The sequence below is a fragment of the Flavobacterium sp. 22659 genome (assembly GCF_052044235.1).
Lineage (GTDB): Bacteria > Bacteroidota > Bacteroidia > Flavobacteriales > Flavobacteriaceae > Flavobacterium > Flavobacterium johnsoniae.
On sequence record NZ_JBQEMU010000016.1, the window covers coordinates 39372 to 52931 of the forward strand.

The 13560-nt window shown below is 32.9% G+C and carries 16 protein-coding genes; 8 read left to right on the forward strand and 8 right to left on the reverse strand.

The genetic code is table 11. The features are described from left to right. Position 1 precedes the first annotated feature (1 nt). From ACTJIW_RS15855 to ACTJIW_RS15870, 4 genes are all read left to right on the forward strand, one after another. Positions 2-352 (forward strand): cupin domain-containing protein, encoded by a 351-nt coding sequence (locus tag ACTJIW_RS15855; protein ID WP_073409842.1) that lies wholly within the window; start codon positions 2-4, stop codon positions 350-352. A gap of 142 nt (positions 353-494) precedes the next feature. Further along, positions 495-1649: an MFS transporter gene (locus ACTJIW_RS15860; protein WP_274252741.1), complete on the forward strand. Its 1155-nt coding sequence runs from the start codon at positions 495-497 to the stop codon at positions 1647-1649. 43 nt (positions 1650-1692) lie between these two features. After that, a complete protein-coding gene (locus tag ACTJIW_RS15865; protein ID WP_440714845.1) occupies positions 1693-2625 on the forward strand; it encodes a peptidylprolyl isomerase in 933 nt (310 codons plus the stop codon). A gap of 101 nt (positions 2626-2726) precedes the next feature. Beyond that, complete coding sequence (locus ACTJIW_RS15870; protein ID WP_121361903.1) at positions 2727-3035, forward strand: cytochrome c; 309 nt, start codon at positions 2727-2729, stop codon at positions 3033-3035. 107 nt (positions 3036-3142) lie between these two features. Here ACTJIW_RS15870 and ACTJIW_RS15875 read toward each other — a convergent pair whose 3' ends face one another. The 3 genes from ACTJIW_RS15875 to ACTJIW_RS15885 all read right to left on the reverse strand — a co-directional run bounded on the left by ACTJIW_RS15875 (position 3143) and on the right by ACTJIW_RS15885 (position 5571). Continuing rightward, a complete protein-coding gene (locus tag ACTJIW_RS15875) occupies positions 3143-3541 on the reverse strand; it encodes a GreA/GreB family elongation factor (RefSeq protein ID WP_121361902.1) in 399 nt (132 codons plus the stop codon). Between the two features lie 391 nt (positions 3542-3932). Further along, on the reverse strand, positions 3933-4487 hold the full coding sequence (locus ACTJIW_RS15880) for a thioredoxin family protein (protein WP_012024261.1): 555 nt from the start codon (positions 4485-4487) through the stop codon (positions 3933-3935). A 190-nt stretch (positions 4488-4677) separates the two neighbouring features. After that, positions 4678-5571, reverse strand: a complete 894-nt coding sequence (locus tag ACTJIW_RS15885) for an alpha/beta fold hydrolase (protein WP_012024262.1) — start codon at positions 5569-5571, stop codon at positions 4678-4680. A 125-nt stretch (positions 5572-5696) separates the two neighbouring features. On the opposite strand from ACTJIW_RS15885, the gene ACTJIW_RS15890 reads away from it, so the two are divergent. Further along, a complete protein-coding gene (locus ACTJIW_RS15890; RefSeq protein WP_012024263.1) occupies positions 5697-6032 on the forward strand; it encodes a tRNA-binding protein in 336 nt (111 codons plus the stop codon). A gap of 72 nt (positions 6033-6104) precedes the next feature. On the opposite strand, the gene ACTJIW_RS15895 is transcribed toward ACTJIW_RS15890, so the two are convergent. The 4 genes from ACTJIW_RS15895 to ACTJIW_RS15910 all read right to left on the reverse strand — a co-directional run bounded on the left by ACTJIW_RS15895 (position 6105) and on the right by ACTJIW_RS15910 (position 9853). Beyond that, positions 6105-6650: an RBBP9/YdeN family alpha/beta hydrolase gene (locus ACTJIW_RS15895; RefSeq protein WP_440714846.1), complete on the reverse strand. Its 546-nt coding sequence runs from the start codon at positions 6648-6650 to the stop codon at positions 6105-6107. 19 nt (positions 6651-6669) lie between these two features. Beyond that, positions 6670-7500 carry an alpha/beta hydrolase gene (locus ACTJIW_RS15900; protein WP_012024265.1) on the reverse strand — a complete coding sequence of 277 codons (831 nt, stop codon included), beginning with the start codon at positions 7498-7500 and terminating at the stop codon, positions 6670-6672. A gap of 137 nt (positions 7501-7637) precedes the next feature. Continuing rightward, positions 7638-8006, reverse strand: coding sequence for a PUR family DNA/RNA-binding protein (locus tag ACTJIW_RS15905; RefSeq protein ID WP_044047683.1), 369 nt, complete (start codon positions 8004-8006; stop codon positions 7638-7640). Positions 8007-8074: 68 nt separating this feature from the next. Then, positions 8075-9853, reverse strand: coding sequence for an ABC transporter ATP-binding protein (locus ACTJIW_RS15910; RefSeq protein ID WP_440714847.1), 1779 nt, complete (start codon positions 9851-9853; stop codon positions 8075-8077). 205 nt (positions 9854-10058) lie between these two features. Here ACTJIW_RS15910 and ACTJIW_RS15915 point away from each other — a divergent pair, with 205 nt between their 5' ends. The 3 genes from ACTJIW_RS15915 (at position 10059) to yajC (ending at position 12722) form a co-directional block, all read left to right on the forward strand. Then, positions 10059-11165 (forward strand): Glu/Leu/Phe/Val family dehydrogenase, encoded by a 1107-nt coding sequence (locus ACTJIW_RS15915; RefSeq protein WP_274252750.1) that lies wholly within the window; start codon positions 10059-10061, stop codon positions 11163-11165. A 291-nt stretch (positions 11166-11456) separates the two neighbouring features. Further along, positions 11457-12368 carry a transcription antitermination factor NusB gene (nusB, locus tag ACTJIW_RS15920; RefSeq protein ID WP_149208531.1) on the forward strand — a complete coding sequence of 304 codons (912 nt, stop codon included), beginning with the start codon at positions 11457-11459 and terminating at the stop codon, positions 12366-12368. 78 nt (positions 12369-12446) lie between these two features. Then, entirely contained in the window at positions 12447-12722 is a 276-nt protein-coding gene (gene yajC / locus ACTJIW_RS15925) for a preprotein translocase subunit YajC (RefSeq protein ID WP_012024270.1), read from the forward strand. A 250-nt stretch (positions 12723-12972) separates the two neighbouring features. Here yajC and ACTJIW_RS15930 read toward each other — a convergent pair whose 3' ends face one another. Further along, positions 12973-13560 (reverse strand): YdeI/OmpD-associated family protein, encoded by a 588-nt coding sequence (locus ACTJIW_RS15930; RefSeq protein WP_440714848.1) that lies wholly within the window; start codon positions 13558-13560, stop codon positions 12973-12975.

Consider the following 13560-nt stretch of genomic DNA (forward strand, 5'->3'; position numbering starts at 1 on the left):
TATGCAGAATATCGGAACAAGTAAAGAATTTATAAAAGGAGACGAAATAGAGTGGGAAGTGGTTGGCGAAGGAATCAAACGCAAAATTCTGGCTTTTGATGACAGAGTTATGCTTGTAAATGTACATTTTGAAACTGGTGGAATTGGTGTTTTACACGAACATTATCATACTCAGGTTACGTATGTGGCAAGCGGAAAATTTGATGTAACCATAAATGGCGTAACAGAAACCTTAAAAGAAGGCGACAGTTTTTACATTCCGCCGCACGCAGTACATGGAGTTGTATGTTTAGAAAGCGGTATGCTGACTGATGTTTTTGGTCCAGCAAGAGAAGATTTTCTAAAATCATAAAAGTTTTAAAATCAAGAGAATTATCATTTGAAAACCTTGATCTGATCTTAAATTTAAAAATTTTATAACTTTTTTAAAGTTTTGATTAAGATTAGATCGGTATTTTTGCAAAATGAATTTATCAAAAACTAATGTACTGTTTATGGCAGTTTGCACTGGTCTTATAGTTGCAAATCTTTATTACTGCCAGCCTTTAATTGTTTTAATTGCAAACGAATTTAAAATTCCCGAAGCCAGCGCCGGAACTATAACATATTTAACTCAGGCCGGTTATGCCATTGGGTTGTTTTTTATGGTGCCGCTTGGTGATAAATTAGAACGCAAAAAGCAGATTTTAATTACAACTTTTGCCTCAGTAATTGCATTGCTTATTGCTGCAACAGCAAAAAGTTTTCTTATTTTGCAGATAGCTTCTTTATTAATTGGAATCACTTCAATTGTGCCACAGCTTATTTTACCTTTAGCTGCTTCATTAAGTACGCCGGAACAACGAGGAAAAGTTATCGGAACTATCATGAGTGGTTTATTGGTCGGAATTTTGCTTTCGAGAACTTTAAGCGGATTTATTGGCGAAGTTTTAGGCTGGAGATCGATGTTTTATATCGCGGCCGGAATTTGTCTTTTGATCTTTTTTGTCATTCAAAATAAATTCCCTGTAAATAAACCTCAGTTCAAAGGGACTTACGGGCAATTAATCCAATCTTTATTTACCCTTATAAAAACACAGCCGGTTTTACGTGAAGCTACAGCAATCAACGTATTTAGTTTTGCTCAGTTTGGTGCTTTCTGGACCACAATGGTTTTACTGCTTTCCGGAGAACCTTTCCACTTTAATAGTGCTACAATTGGTTTATTTGGAATTGTAGGAGCTTCCGGGGCTTTGGCAGCGCCTTTGGTTGGAAAAATAGGAGATAAAGGAAATTCGAGAATTGCAGTTGGTTACGGTTGTTTATTGATATTAATAAGCTTCTTGATTTTCTATTTTTCTATAGAAAGCGTAATTGGAATAGCGATTGGAATTGTGTTTATTGATATTGGAATTCAGGGTGTTCACATTTCAAATCAAACCAGAGTTTATTCTCTATTGCCAGAAGCCAGAAACAGATTAAATACGGTATTTATGTCGTTTAGCTTTTTAGGAACCGCTGCAGGATCTGCTTATGGATTATTGTTGTGGAAACTGGGCGGATGGCATGCGGTAACGATTGGCTGTATGGTTTTATCGTTATTATCATTAACAGTTTACGGACTGACTTATAAATCAAAATCTAAAAAGCAGAAAGCACAAATTGATTAAAAAATTAATTTGTAAATTTGCGTTCAATTAAAAAATAACAACAATGGAAAACGGAATATATGCTAAATTCAACACTGGCAAAGGTGCGATTTTAGTAAAACTTACACACGATTTAACACCTGGAACTGTAGGAAACTTTGTTGCTCTTGCAGAAGGGAATATGGAGAATAAAGTGAAACCTCAGGGACAAAAATTCTATGACGGATTAAACTTTCACAGAGTAATCGCTGATTTTATGATTCAGGGTGGATGTCCTAAAGGAACTGGAACTGGAGATCCGGGTTATAAATTTGATGATGAATTTGTACCAAGTTTAAAACATGACCGTCCAGGAGTTTTATCTATGGCAAATTCAGGTCCTGGAACTAATGGTTCTCAATTTTTCATTACACATGTCCCAACTCCTTGGTTAGACGGAAAACATACTGTTTTTGGACATGTAGTTGAAGGACAGGATATTGTTGATGCTGTTGCTCAAGGTGATGCATTAGAGTCTGTAGAAATTATCAGAGTTGGTGAAGAAGCTCAAAAATGGAATGCAATTGAATCTTTTATTTCTTTAAAAGGTGCCAGAATGAAAAGAGAAGCAGCTTTAAAAGCAGAATCTGAAGCAAAAATGGAACAATTAGCAGCTGGTTTTGATAGAACTGAAAGCGGATTGCGTTACAAAATGATTCAAAAAGGTGAAGGTAAAAAAGCTGAAGCTGGAAAAACAGTTTCTGTTCACTACGAAGGATCTTTAGAAAACGGAAAAGTTTTTGATTCATCTTACCCGCGTAAAAAACCAATCGAATTTAAATTAGGAATTGGGCAGGTTATCGAAGGATGGGACGAAGGTATTGCTTTATTACAAGTTGGAGACAAAGCTCGTTTTGTAATTCCATCTGATTTAGCTTATGGACCATCTGGTGCAGGTGGAGTTATTCCGCCACATGCAACTTTGATTTTCGACGTTGAATTAATGGACGTAAAATAAGAATATACAAGACAATTTATAATTGTTTTAAACTAGAATCCCATTCGATTATCGAATGGGATTTTTTTTAAATTTACTTGAAAACTAAATTTAAAAACAAGATGAAATTAAGAATATTAAGTGCAGTATTTGCAGCTGCGCTTTTAACAGCATGTGGTTCTTCAAAATCTGCTTCTGTAGCTTCTGCGACTCCGGCAGCTCCAGCAAATCCGACAGTAGAATTAACTCCTGAACTTGCAGAAGGAAAAAACTTGTATGAGAATAGTTGTGCCAGATGTCATAAATTATATGAGCCAACTAAATTTAGCAAAGAAGACTGGCAGCCAATTTTAGTTCGCATGCAGAAGAAAGCAAAACTTGATGATGTAAAAATGGCTTCAATAACAAATTATATTCACTCGCAATTATAATTTACATTCAAAATAATAAAAAACCTGTTCAGTATTTTTTGAACAGGTTTTTTATTTTTCAAATAGATATAAAAAAACACCTTCACATGATGAGGTGTTTTATAAAATTAAGAATGATGTACTACAGCCGAGTTATCTACAGCTACAATCTTTAAAGTTTTAATGCCGGCCGGTAATTCCCAATCGACTTCGTCATTTTCTTTAAAACCAATAATAGCTACGCTTAAAGGTGCCAGAATCGAAATTTTGCCTTGCTTGACATCTGCAGATGAAGGCAAAACAATTTGAATTTTCATTTGTTTATTTGCTTTTACATCTTCGATTGTAACAAGAGAATTAATTCGTATTACTGTATTGCCAAGATCGCTTTCTTTGCTTATTACAGCGCGGTCTAGTTCTTGTGAAAGCTGATTTGCTTCTTTTGTATTTGTTGAGTTTTTACTTTTTAAAATCAATTCTCTCAGGAACTGATAATCTGTTTTAGAGAATGTAGGTGTTGGTTTCATATCTATATTGAATTTATTGTTATTAATTTTTTTGAATGATTTTTCTTCTTTTGTATTCTTTAGAACGAACTTTCCTTATCCTATTAAAAATAGGTTGTTAAATGAAAATTGTGTAGTTTGAAAAAACAAAAAAATATCCGACCAAAATTGATTTTTGTCAAATACGTAAATGTTTAAGCTGATGTAAATCCTCCGCCTGAAAGAAGAAAAGTGAAATAGACGGAGGCCTAATTAATAAAGGCCTTACTATGCGAAATAAATACAGCAGAAAGCGGCCTTCTTGTAAGAGAAAGCAGCAAAGCAGAAACTGTAAATATTGTTATAGTGCTCACAATGAGTAATGTTTGTTCGTTAGCAAAGATAGTAAACTTTTTTTAAAGCGCACATATCTTTATTTCCATTTGATGTTACATCCAATACTAGGCTTTTGAATTTCGTTTAAAATTCGGTTATAAATCAAAGCGTCAATAGCATTTCTTAAATCAGTTCCGCTTAACGGAATTCCGTTTCCGGGTCTTGAATCATCTAATTGTCCTCTGTAAAATAACTTATTTTGATTGTCAAATAAATAAAAATCAGGAGTGCAGGCAGCCTCATAGGCTTTGGCAGTTTCCTGAGTTTCATCAAATAAATAAGGAAAATCTATTTTATGCTGTAAAGCAAAATCAGTCATTAATTCCGGAGAATCTTCGGGATATTTTATAATATCGTTGCTTGAAATGGCAATAATTCCAAGTCCCTGAACACGATAATCATTTGCAATCATGACAATTTCGTTGATAACATGAAGCACAAACGGACAGTGATTGCACATAAAAATAACAAGAGTTCCTTTTGATCCTTTTAAATCTTCAAACGAATAGACATTATTCGAATTAGTATCTTTTAAATAAAATTCGGGAGCAATTGTCCCAAGCGGAATCATATTTGAAGGAGTTCGTGCCATTTTATAGAATATTAATTCTCAAAAATAGCTTTAAAATTCTGTAAAAGAAAGTGTACAAGAAGAAATGTTGTTTCTGACCATGAGTAATTTTTTGCCACAGATTGCACAGATTAAAATGATTTTGAAATTTTATAACAGATTTAATCTGCAAAAAATCCTTTTAGTCTGTGTAATCTGCAGCTGACTTATTTTATGAATCCAAGAACTCAAGTAAATCTTTATTTAATTTGTCTTTTTCGGTATAGAATAAGCCGTGTGGTGCACCTTCGTAGACAATAAAGGTATTATCTTTTATGGCTTTTGCTGTTTTTTCTGAACTCACTTCAATAGGAACATTTTTATCGTCGGTTCCGTGTATAATTAAAGTTGGAACTTTAATAGTATGCAGTTCGTCTCTAAAATCGGTTGTGTTTAGAGATTCTGCACATTGCAATGTAGCTCTTGGTGAAGCTGCAGAACATAAATCTCTGTAATATTCTAACAAAGGCGTGCTTAAAGGTTTGTTGATAATGTTTACGCCAAAAAATATTTTTCCAAAATTATCCAAAAAGCCTATTCTGTCTTCATGTATTGAGGCAGCAGTTGCTTCGGTTTTTTCTTTTGGACGTCCTTCTGGATTATCTTCAGTTTTTAATAAAAATGGAATAATAGACGAAATAAGAGCAACTTTAGCAATGCCTTTTCCCTGATGTCTGCTAAAATAACGAATTACCTCACCGCCGCCCATCGAAAAGCCCACTAAAGTAACATTTTCTAATTCTAACTGTTCTATAATTTCGCTTAAGTCATCACTCAGAGTATCATAATCATAGCCATCCCAGGGCTGAGATGATTTACCAAAACCACGACGGTCATAAGCAATTACACGGTAATTATTTTTAACCAAAAAATCAATTTGATATTCCCACATTTCATTAGAAAGAGGCCATCCGTGAATTAAAATAACGGGTTTTCCTTTTCCATAATCCTTTACATAAAGTTTTACGTTTTTGGCCGTTTCTATATATTTATCTGTATTTAATTGATGAATATCAAAATTTAAATCTCTTAGAGTTGGATTTGAGTTTATTATACTATTTTCCATTGTTACATCTTTTTCTAGTTAGTTACTAAACCTGTATCGTAAAATTAATTCGAGAGTCAAAAAATGGGTTATAGAATTAGGTGTATTCGTTACAAAATTTATAGGTTTGTAAATAAAGAATAAAAATGGATTTAACCTGGAACGAGTTTGAAAGAACCGATATGCGCGTAGGAACAATCATTGAAGTTAATGATTTTCCCGAAGCCAGAAAACCTGCTTTTCAGCTTACAATAGATTTTGGTCCCGAAATTGGCATCCGAAAATCATCGGCACAAATTACAAAACGATATAACAAAGAAGATTTAGTAAACAGACAGATAGTGGCGGTTGTAAATTTTCCAAGAAAACAAATTGGAAAATTTATGAGCGAATGTCTTGTTCTTGGAGCTGTAGGCGAGGAGGGAGATGTTATTTTACTTGCCCCAGATTTTAAAATACCAAACGGACTGCGTATTGGTTAGTTTTCAGTTTTCAGTCTCAGTCTCAGTGTAAAACTGTAAACTGAGACTGAAGACTGAGACTGAGACTTCGAACTATTTAATTTTAGAAATTAACTGTTGCAAAATAACCTGTCCTTCTTCCCAATATTTTAAATCAGAATCGGAATTTATGTGTCCTTGCTGACCGACGTTTACAAAATCACTTCCCCATTTTTCTGCAAAATATTGTTTTCTTTCGAATAAGGCGTAAGGATCGTTTTCGCTGGCTACTACTATTGATGGAAAAGGTAGTTTGTAAAGCGGCATAGGTGAAAAATTTCTGATAATATCCGGTGTATGTTCCGGTGAATCAACATCGGCTGGAGCCACAAGCAAGGCACCAATTATATTTTTATTTGAATGTGTTTCTGCCCAGTGCAATACTAATGAAACTGCCAGACTGTGTGCTACAAAAATAGTTGGATTTTCAAGTTTTGAAACCGCTTCGTTTAAACGGAAAATCCAGTCTTCGCGTACAGGTTCATCCCAATTGTCCTGAACTAGACGAATTGAATTTTTAAATTTTTCGTGCCAAAAGGTCTGCCAGTGTTTTTCTCCGGAATTTCCTAATCCCGGTAAAATTAATAGTTGTGTTTCCATTGCCGTGGAATTATGATGTTTATTTTTTAGTTTGTTTTTCTTTTAAAATTCGGTTGACTTCATTTACCAATAAAGGAAAAGCAGGTTCAGTCATTCCGTGACCGTAACCGTCTAATTCGTATAGTTTTGTTTGTGTATGTCCAACTAGTTTCATCATTCTTGCCAAATAAGCGTTTTCTTCGTAACGGCCTAACATTTCCAATTCACGATCTCCTGTAATCAACAAAAGCGGCGGAGCATCAGCGCGAACGTGATACAAAGGTGCGAATGCATCAATTGTTGGCTGTTTTTCGGGAATTCCGTTTTCTCTTCTAATTTCAAAATGGGTAATACATTGTCCGCTAAACGGAATAAGTCCCGCAATTCTGTTGGCATCGATTCCTTCTTTTTGCAGCCATTTTTTATCTAAGCCAATCATCATTCCTAAATATCCTCCTGCCGAATGTCCTGAAACGAAAATTAAAGAAGGATCTCCTCCATAATTAGCAATATTGTTAAATGTCCAGCTTACTGCAGCAGCAGCGTCTTCAATTGCTTTAGCTGCTTTTGCTTTTGGAGATAATCTATAGTTTACGCCAATAATAGCAAAGCCTTTATTTTTTAAAGCTTCCGGAATTTCTTTGCTTCCTCCCGTTAATCCTCCGCCATGAAACCAGACAATAGTGGCAAAGCCTTTTGTATTTTTTGGATAATAAATATCGAGAACACATCTTTCGTTAATGTAACTGTCAGATTTATTTGTAGCTGTGTTATAATATTGAATGTTTGATTTGGTTTCATAATCGGTTTGTTGTGCCAATGCCGAAACGGTAATTAAAACGAATGTTACTAAAAATATTACTTTTTTCATTACAAGTTTATTATAAATTAAATCTAAAGTCTAAAATTGAGATTTGATTATCTACTAAAATTATAGAATTTTAAAGTATAAAAAAAGCCCAAAATGTGTTACATGTTGGACTTGTATTTTTTAAGGTTGTATTAAGACTAAATATCGTCAAAATCAATATCGGTAAAGCTTGATCTATGCGTTTCTGCTTTATCAGAGCTGTATTCTTTTTTAAAATCTTTTTGGTGTCTTTCAGAAATTACTTCTTCGCCTTTGTGGTTCAAAACGTATGAAGTCATTTCTTCTAATATTTCAGCAAAAGCACTAAAATCTTCTTTGTATAAATAAATTTTGTGTTTTTTAAAATGAAAAGAACCATCTTCTTCAGTAAACTTTTTGCTTTCGGTAATGGTAATATAATAATCGTCAGCTTTAGTAGCTCTCACATCAAAGAAATAAGTTCTTCTTCCTGCTCGTAATACTTTAGAAAAAATCTCTTCTTTTTCTAACATGTCATTTTCTCTCATAATACGTTCTATCATTTTTGGAATTAATAGTACTCAAAAATCATAAAAAATTATCTATTACGCAACAATTAAAGTAATTCTTTTTCCGAAAGTTGTTTTAAATATAACGACGCATAATAGCCTTCCTGATTTATTAATTGATTATGAGAGCCTTGTTGAATAATCTTACCATCTTCAAGAATAATAATTTTGTCGGCATTTTTAGCCGAAGAAACTCGATGACTGACAATTATTGTAGTTTTATCTTTACAAAATTCGAATAAATTGTTTAAAATTGTTTCTTCGGTTTCCGTATCGACCGCAGATAAACAATCGTCAAAAAGTAAAATAGCCGGATTTTTTATAATTGCCCTTGCAATAGATACACGCTGTTTTTGTCCGCCGGAAAGTGTTATTCCTCTTTCGCCCAAAATTGTATCATATTGTTTATTAAAAGCGATGATATTATCGTGAACTACAGCATTTTTGGCAGCAACAATAACTTCTTCATCAGTCGCATTTTGATTTCCGAATTTGATGTTATTTTTAATCGTGTCCGAAAATAAAAAGGCATCCTGAGGCACAATTCCTATGCTGTTTCTTAAATCATTTAGGTTTAAAGTGCTGATCTCATTTCCGTCAATTGTTATTTTTCCGCTGGTAACATCATACAAGCGGGAAATTAAAGACAATATTGTTGATTTTCCAGAACCTGTTTTTCCTAAAATGGCAAGGGTTTCTCCTTTTTTTACCGTAAATGAAACCTCTTTTAAAGCTTCAATATTAGTATCTTCATAAGTATAATTAACATTTTCAAAAGCAATCTCGCCCTGAATATCTGATGAATTTGGATTGTTGTTTTTGATTTCTGGTTCAATCTTCAAAAATTCATTTAATCGTTTCTGAGAAGCTTCTGCTTCCTGAACCATAGATGAAACCCATCCAAGTGATGCAACCGGCCAGGTTAGCATGTTAACATATAAGATGAATTCGGCAATGGTACCAATATTTGGAATAGTTCCGTTGATGTACATAACACCTCCAAAATAAATTACGACCAGATTACTGATTCCGATAAGAGCAATCATTAAAGGACCAAACAACGATTGTACTTTAGCAAGATCTAAACTTTTGCGTTTGCTTTCGTCTGAAAGTTCAATCATATTATTTTGGTGCTGATTTTCTAATGAATAGGCTTTGATGACTCTGATTCCTGAAAATATTTCCTGAGTAAAGCTTGAGACTTTTGAAAGATATTGCTGAAATGTTGTGCTTCGCTTATTGATTTCTGAACTTAGTTTGAAAATACAATACGATAAAATTGGCAGCGGCAGAATAGTATATAAGGTAAGCAGCGGCGAAACACTATACATATATAGTATAACAATAGCAAAACGAATAACTGTATTTATGGTATACATTACTGCAGGACCAACGTACATGCGGACTTTTGAAACGTCTTCGCTTATACGGTTCATTAAATCTCCGGTACGATTTTGCTTGTAGAAATTCTGTGAAAGATTTTCGTATTGCTTGAAAACTTCATTTTTTAAATCAAATTCTATATGGCGTGACATTACTATTAAAGTTTGTCTCATTAAAAAAGTAAGGAAACCTCCAACAATAGCACTTCCTACAATTAAGAGGATGTTATGAATTAGTTCCTGCTCGTAAAAGTTTGTTATTATAGAAGATTTTTTATCGGTTTCTGATAATTTGAGAAACTTCTCAATTACATCAAAAGACTGACTCACCAGTTTTGGGGTAAATAAAAAGAATATTTGTGCGATTATGGTGATTAAAATACCTAAGGAAAAACTGTATTTATATTTGATGAAATATTTGTTTAAATAGCTTAATTCTTTCATTTTTTTAAGAAATTCGATATTGAATTGATTGGGAATTATGAATTATTATTAAATAAAATTATAATAAAATGCAATTTAATCAAAACAATTATATTGTAAAATTGTTATTTTATAGATAAAAAATTAGCACATGTGTATTTTTTGTTTATGTTTGGATTGTCTTTTTGACGAATTCATAATTTTTAAACAAATTAAAACTAACACTATGAATGCAGCTTTCGCAACTGGAAAGGAACTTCAAAAAATGGACCCTGTTTTTGGTCAGTTATCTTTTGATGATCACGAACAAATTGTATTTTGTAATGACAAAGATACAGGTTTAAAAGCAATTATTGGTATTCATAATTCTGTTATGGGACCAGCCTTAGGAGGCACAAGAATGTGGAATTATAATACCGAGTGGGAAGCATTAAACGATGTTTTGCGTCTTTCCAGAGGTATGACTTATAAATCAGCTATTACCGGTCTGAATATTGGCGGTGGAAAAGCGGTTATTATTGGAGATGCAAAAACGCAAAAAACGCCTGAATTAATGCGTAAGTTTGGTGAATTTGTACACTCTTTGAGCGGAAGATATATTACAGCTGAAGATGTTGGAATGGAAACTAAAGACATGGATACTGTAAGAGATGTAACGCCTTATGTTACCGGAATCTCTGAAGAAAGAGGCGGTTCTGGAAATCCTTCTCCTGTAACAGCTTACGGAGTTTATTTAGGAATGAAAGCCGCTGCTAAAAGTCAGTTTGGTTCTGATGTTCTGGAAGGTAAAAAAGTTTTGGTTCAGGGAATTGGCCACGTAGGTGAAACTTTGGTTGATTATTTAACTAAAGAAGGAGCGATAGTTACAATTACTGATATCAACGAAGAAAAATTATATCAGGCAGCTTCAAAATACAATGCCGCTATTTATACAGGTGAAGATTTGTATACTGCCGATGTAGATATTTATGCACCATGTGCAATGGGAGCAACAATTAATGACAATACTGTAGATAAAATTAAAGCTAAAGTTATTGCCGGAGCTGCAAACAACCAGTTAGCAGATGAAAATGTTCACGGTGCAAGATTACAAGAAAGAGGAATTTTATACGCTCCGGATTTCTTAATTAATGCTGGTGGAATCATCAATGTTTATGCTGAATTAGAGCATTATGGCAAAGCTGAGATCATGTCTAAAACAGAAAATATCTATAATACAACTTTAGAAATTATAGATTACGCTGCTAAAAACGGAATCACAACTCATAAAGCGGCACTTACAATTGCTCAAAATCGTATTGATGCAAGAAAAATCGAAAACGCTAAGAAATAATTTTTAGAGTTTTTTAGTATTAGTTTACAGTCTCAGTCAGAGTTTTCAGATTTTGAAAATTGTGACTGGGACTTTTTTTATGCAATTCTTTACTGCTGTAAACAGATACTTTTTTTTATCTGATTCCTAATATAATACTATAAACGGTGACTGCGACTGCAAACTCTAATCTAAAAGCACGACTTTTTTACGAATTAATTTTAATATCAGGATTGAAATTCCTAATTTTGCAGACTAATTTTTAAATGTTCTTACGAGGTGGTAAATAGAAGACACATACGCATTAAAGTAATGCAGTCCATTTATGCAATGCATCAAAGCGGTTCTGATAATATGGAAAAAGAAGAAAAATTTCTTTTCTACAGTATTGATAATATTCAGGACTTATATCTGATAATGCTTTCTTCATTGATTGAAATATGCAAAAAAGAATCAGTTTTTTTACATCTATCAAGCAAAAAACATCTTGCAACTCCAGCAGAACGTAATCCGAACGAAAAGTTCATTAAAAACAAAATCTTTCAGCTTCTTGCCGAAAGTAATTCCCTTAGCATTGCTTTAGAAAACCGTAAAATCAATAACTGGTCATTAAATGATGATTATATTATTTTGCTTTTAAATGATATTAAAGCAAGTGATATTTACAAAAAGTATATGAGCAATAATGTCAATACTTTTGAAGAAGACAAACAGTTTATTGCTGATTTATTTGCTGAAGTTATTGTTCCAAATGATAAATTATATGAATATTTGGAGGATGATAAATTAACTTGGGTTGATGATATTCCGGTTGTAAATACGCACATTATTAAGCAGTTAAAAGCAATTAAAACTGATAATCCAGACGAATTTAGAGTTCCTAAATTGTATAAAGATGTTGAGGATAAAGATTTTGCAAAAGATTTATTTAGAAGAACTGTTTTAAACGAAGCTGTTTTAGCAAAAGAATACGACGATAAAACGCCAAATTGGGACAGTGAAAGGATTGCTGAAATCGATACAATTATCCTGAAAATGGCAATTTGCGAATTCTTAAAATTCCCTTCGATTCCTGTAAAAGTAACTCTTAACGAATATTTAGAAATTGCAAAAGAGTATTCTACGCCAAAAAGCAGTATTTTTATCAACGGAATTTTAGATAATCTTGTAAAAGAGCTTGAAGCCAGTAAAAAAATGGTGAAAGTGGGAAGAGGGTTAATGTAATTTTAGAAGAAATTCCAGTTTAAGAATAGAAAATTCCAAAAAGAAAATATTAATATAAATCAAAAACAGAATTTAATTATGGGACAATTAAGTCAATTTGCACCGTTCCTTTTAATGTTTGTGGTAATCTATTTCTTTATGATCAGACCACAGCAAAAAAGAGCTAAAAACGAAAAAGAATTTGAAAGCAGCCTGAAAGTAGGTGACAAAATAGTAACAAAAAGCGGATTTCACGGTAAAATTGCTGAATTAGCAGAAACTACTGTAGTAATCGAAACTATGTCAGGAAAATTAAAATTAGAGCGTTCAGCTATTTCTTTAGAATTGAGCGCAGCTTTGAATAAGAAAGCTTAATTTTAAATTACAATACTTTAAAAATCCCAAATTCCAAAAAGGAGTTTGGGATTTTTTGTTTAAGCAAAACGCATGTAATGTAATTGGAGGAACGAAGCAACCGCACTAACATAAGCATGTGTAATAAGCATCGTGAGATTGCTTCGTTCCTCGCAATGACATTACTTTACGTAAAAAAAAGACCTTTGTCAAAGTTTTAAACTTTGACAAAGGTCTCATATAGCTTGTAATTTTAAAAATTGGAATTTAACTATCTGTATTTGTCGTTTAATCCAATATTTCCTAAAATCATCGCAATAACTTTTTCGATTCTTGCGAGTTTTGTTTTTTCCTGTTTTGCACTTTCAATATATTCTAAAAACTCGTATTGTTTATAAGGAGTAAATTTTTCAAAAGCATCTTTTAAAGCCGGGTTTTGAATCATCTCTTTTTCAAGAAGTTCTGAAACAATGGTTTCTTTTTTTGAAGGTTTTATGACTTTTCCTTCTTTTTCATTTTCAATTGCTTCTAAAATATACTCAAGAACTTCTTTTTCGTTTACTTCTTCTTTTGAAGTAAAACGCCATTGACGCATTGATTTTGTTTTGTCTTCCTGAGCATTTATCAGTCTCTTTTTTTCATCTTTCAGAAATACACCATTTAGAAACCAAATTGCAAAATAATTTTTAAAACCTCCAATTCCGATAACATTTTTTTTGTTGTAAACATAAATTGGACCTCCCCATTTTATGGTTTCGACCAGTTCAGTTTTGTCAATGATTGATTTTAGAAAAAGAAGTTCTTCTTCCCATTGATTGACTTTGTCCCAAACGTGTTTTTTATCAGAATTCGTTTCCAC

Coding starts and splice junctions, on each gene's coding strand:
- ACTJIW_RS15855 (WP_073409842.1), top strand. CDS start 2: ATGCAGAATATCGGAACAAGTAAAGAATTTATAAAAGGAGACGAAATA.
- ACTJIW_RS15860 (WP_274252741.1), top strand. CDS start 495: ATGGCAGTTTGCACTGGTCTTATAGTTGCAAATCTTTATTACTGCCAG.
- ACTJIW_RS15865 (WP_440714845.1), top strand. CDS start 1,693: ATGGAAAACGGAATATATGCTAAATTCAACACTGGCAAAGGTGCGATT.
- ACTJIW_RS15870 (WP_121361903.1), top strand. CDS start 2,727: ATGAAATTAAGAATATTAAGTGCAGTATTTGCAGCTGCGCTTTTAACA.
- ACTJIW_RS15875 (WP_121361902.1), bottom strand. CDS start 3,541: ATGAAACCAACACCTACATTCTCTAAAACAGATTATCAGTTCCTGAGA.
- ACTJIW_RS15880 (WP_012024261.1), bottom strand. CDS start 4,487: ATGGCACGAACTCCTTCAAATATGATTCCGCTTGGGACAATTGCTCCC.
- ACTJIW_RS15885 (WP_012024262.1), bottom strand. CDS start 5,571: ATGGAAAATAGTATAATAAACTCAAATCCAACTCTAAGAGATTTAAAT.
- ACTJIW_RS15890 (WP_012024263.1), top strand. CDS start 5,697: ATGGATTTAACCTGGAACGAGTTTGAAAGAACCGATATGCGCGTAGGA.
- ACTJIW_RS15895 (WP_440714846.1), bottom strand. CDS start 6,650: ATGGAAACACAACTATTAATTTTACCGGGATTAGGAAATTCCGGAGAA.
- ACTJIW_RS15900 (WP_012024265.1), bottom strand. CDS start 7,500: ATGAAAAAAGTAATATTTTTAGTAACATTCGTTTTAATTACCGTTTCG.
- ACTJIW_RS15905 (WP_044047683.1), bottom strand. CDS start 8,006: ATGAGAGAAAATGACATGTTAGAAAAAGAAGAGATTTTTTCTAAAGTA.
- ACTJIW_RS15910 (WP_440714847.1), bottom strand. CDS start 9,853: ATGAAAGAATTAAGCTATTTAAACAAATATTTCATCAAATATAAATAC.
- ACTJIW_RS15915 (WP_274252750.1), top strand. CDS start 10,059: ATGAATGCAGCTTTCGCAACTGGAAAGGAACTTCAAAAAATGGACCCT.
- nusB (WP_149208531.1), top strand. CDS start 11,457: ATGCAGTCCATTTATGCAATGCATCAAAGCGGTTCTGATAATATGGAA.
- yajC (WP_012024270.1), top strand. CDS start 12,447: ATGGGACAATTAAGTCAATTTGCACCGTTCCTTTTAATGTTTGTGGTA.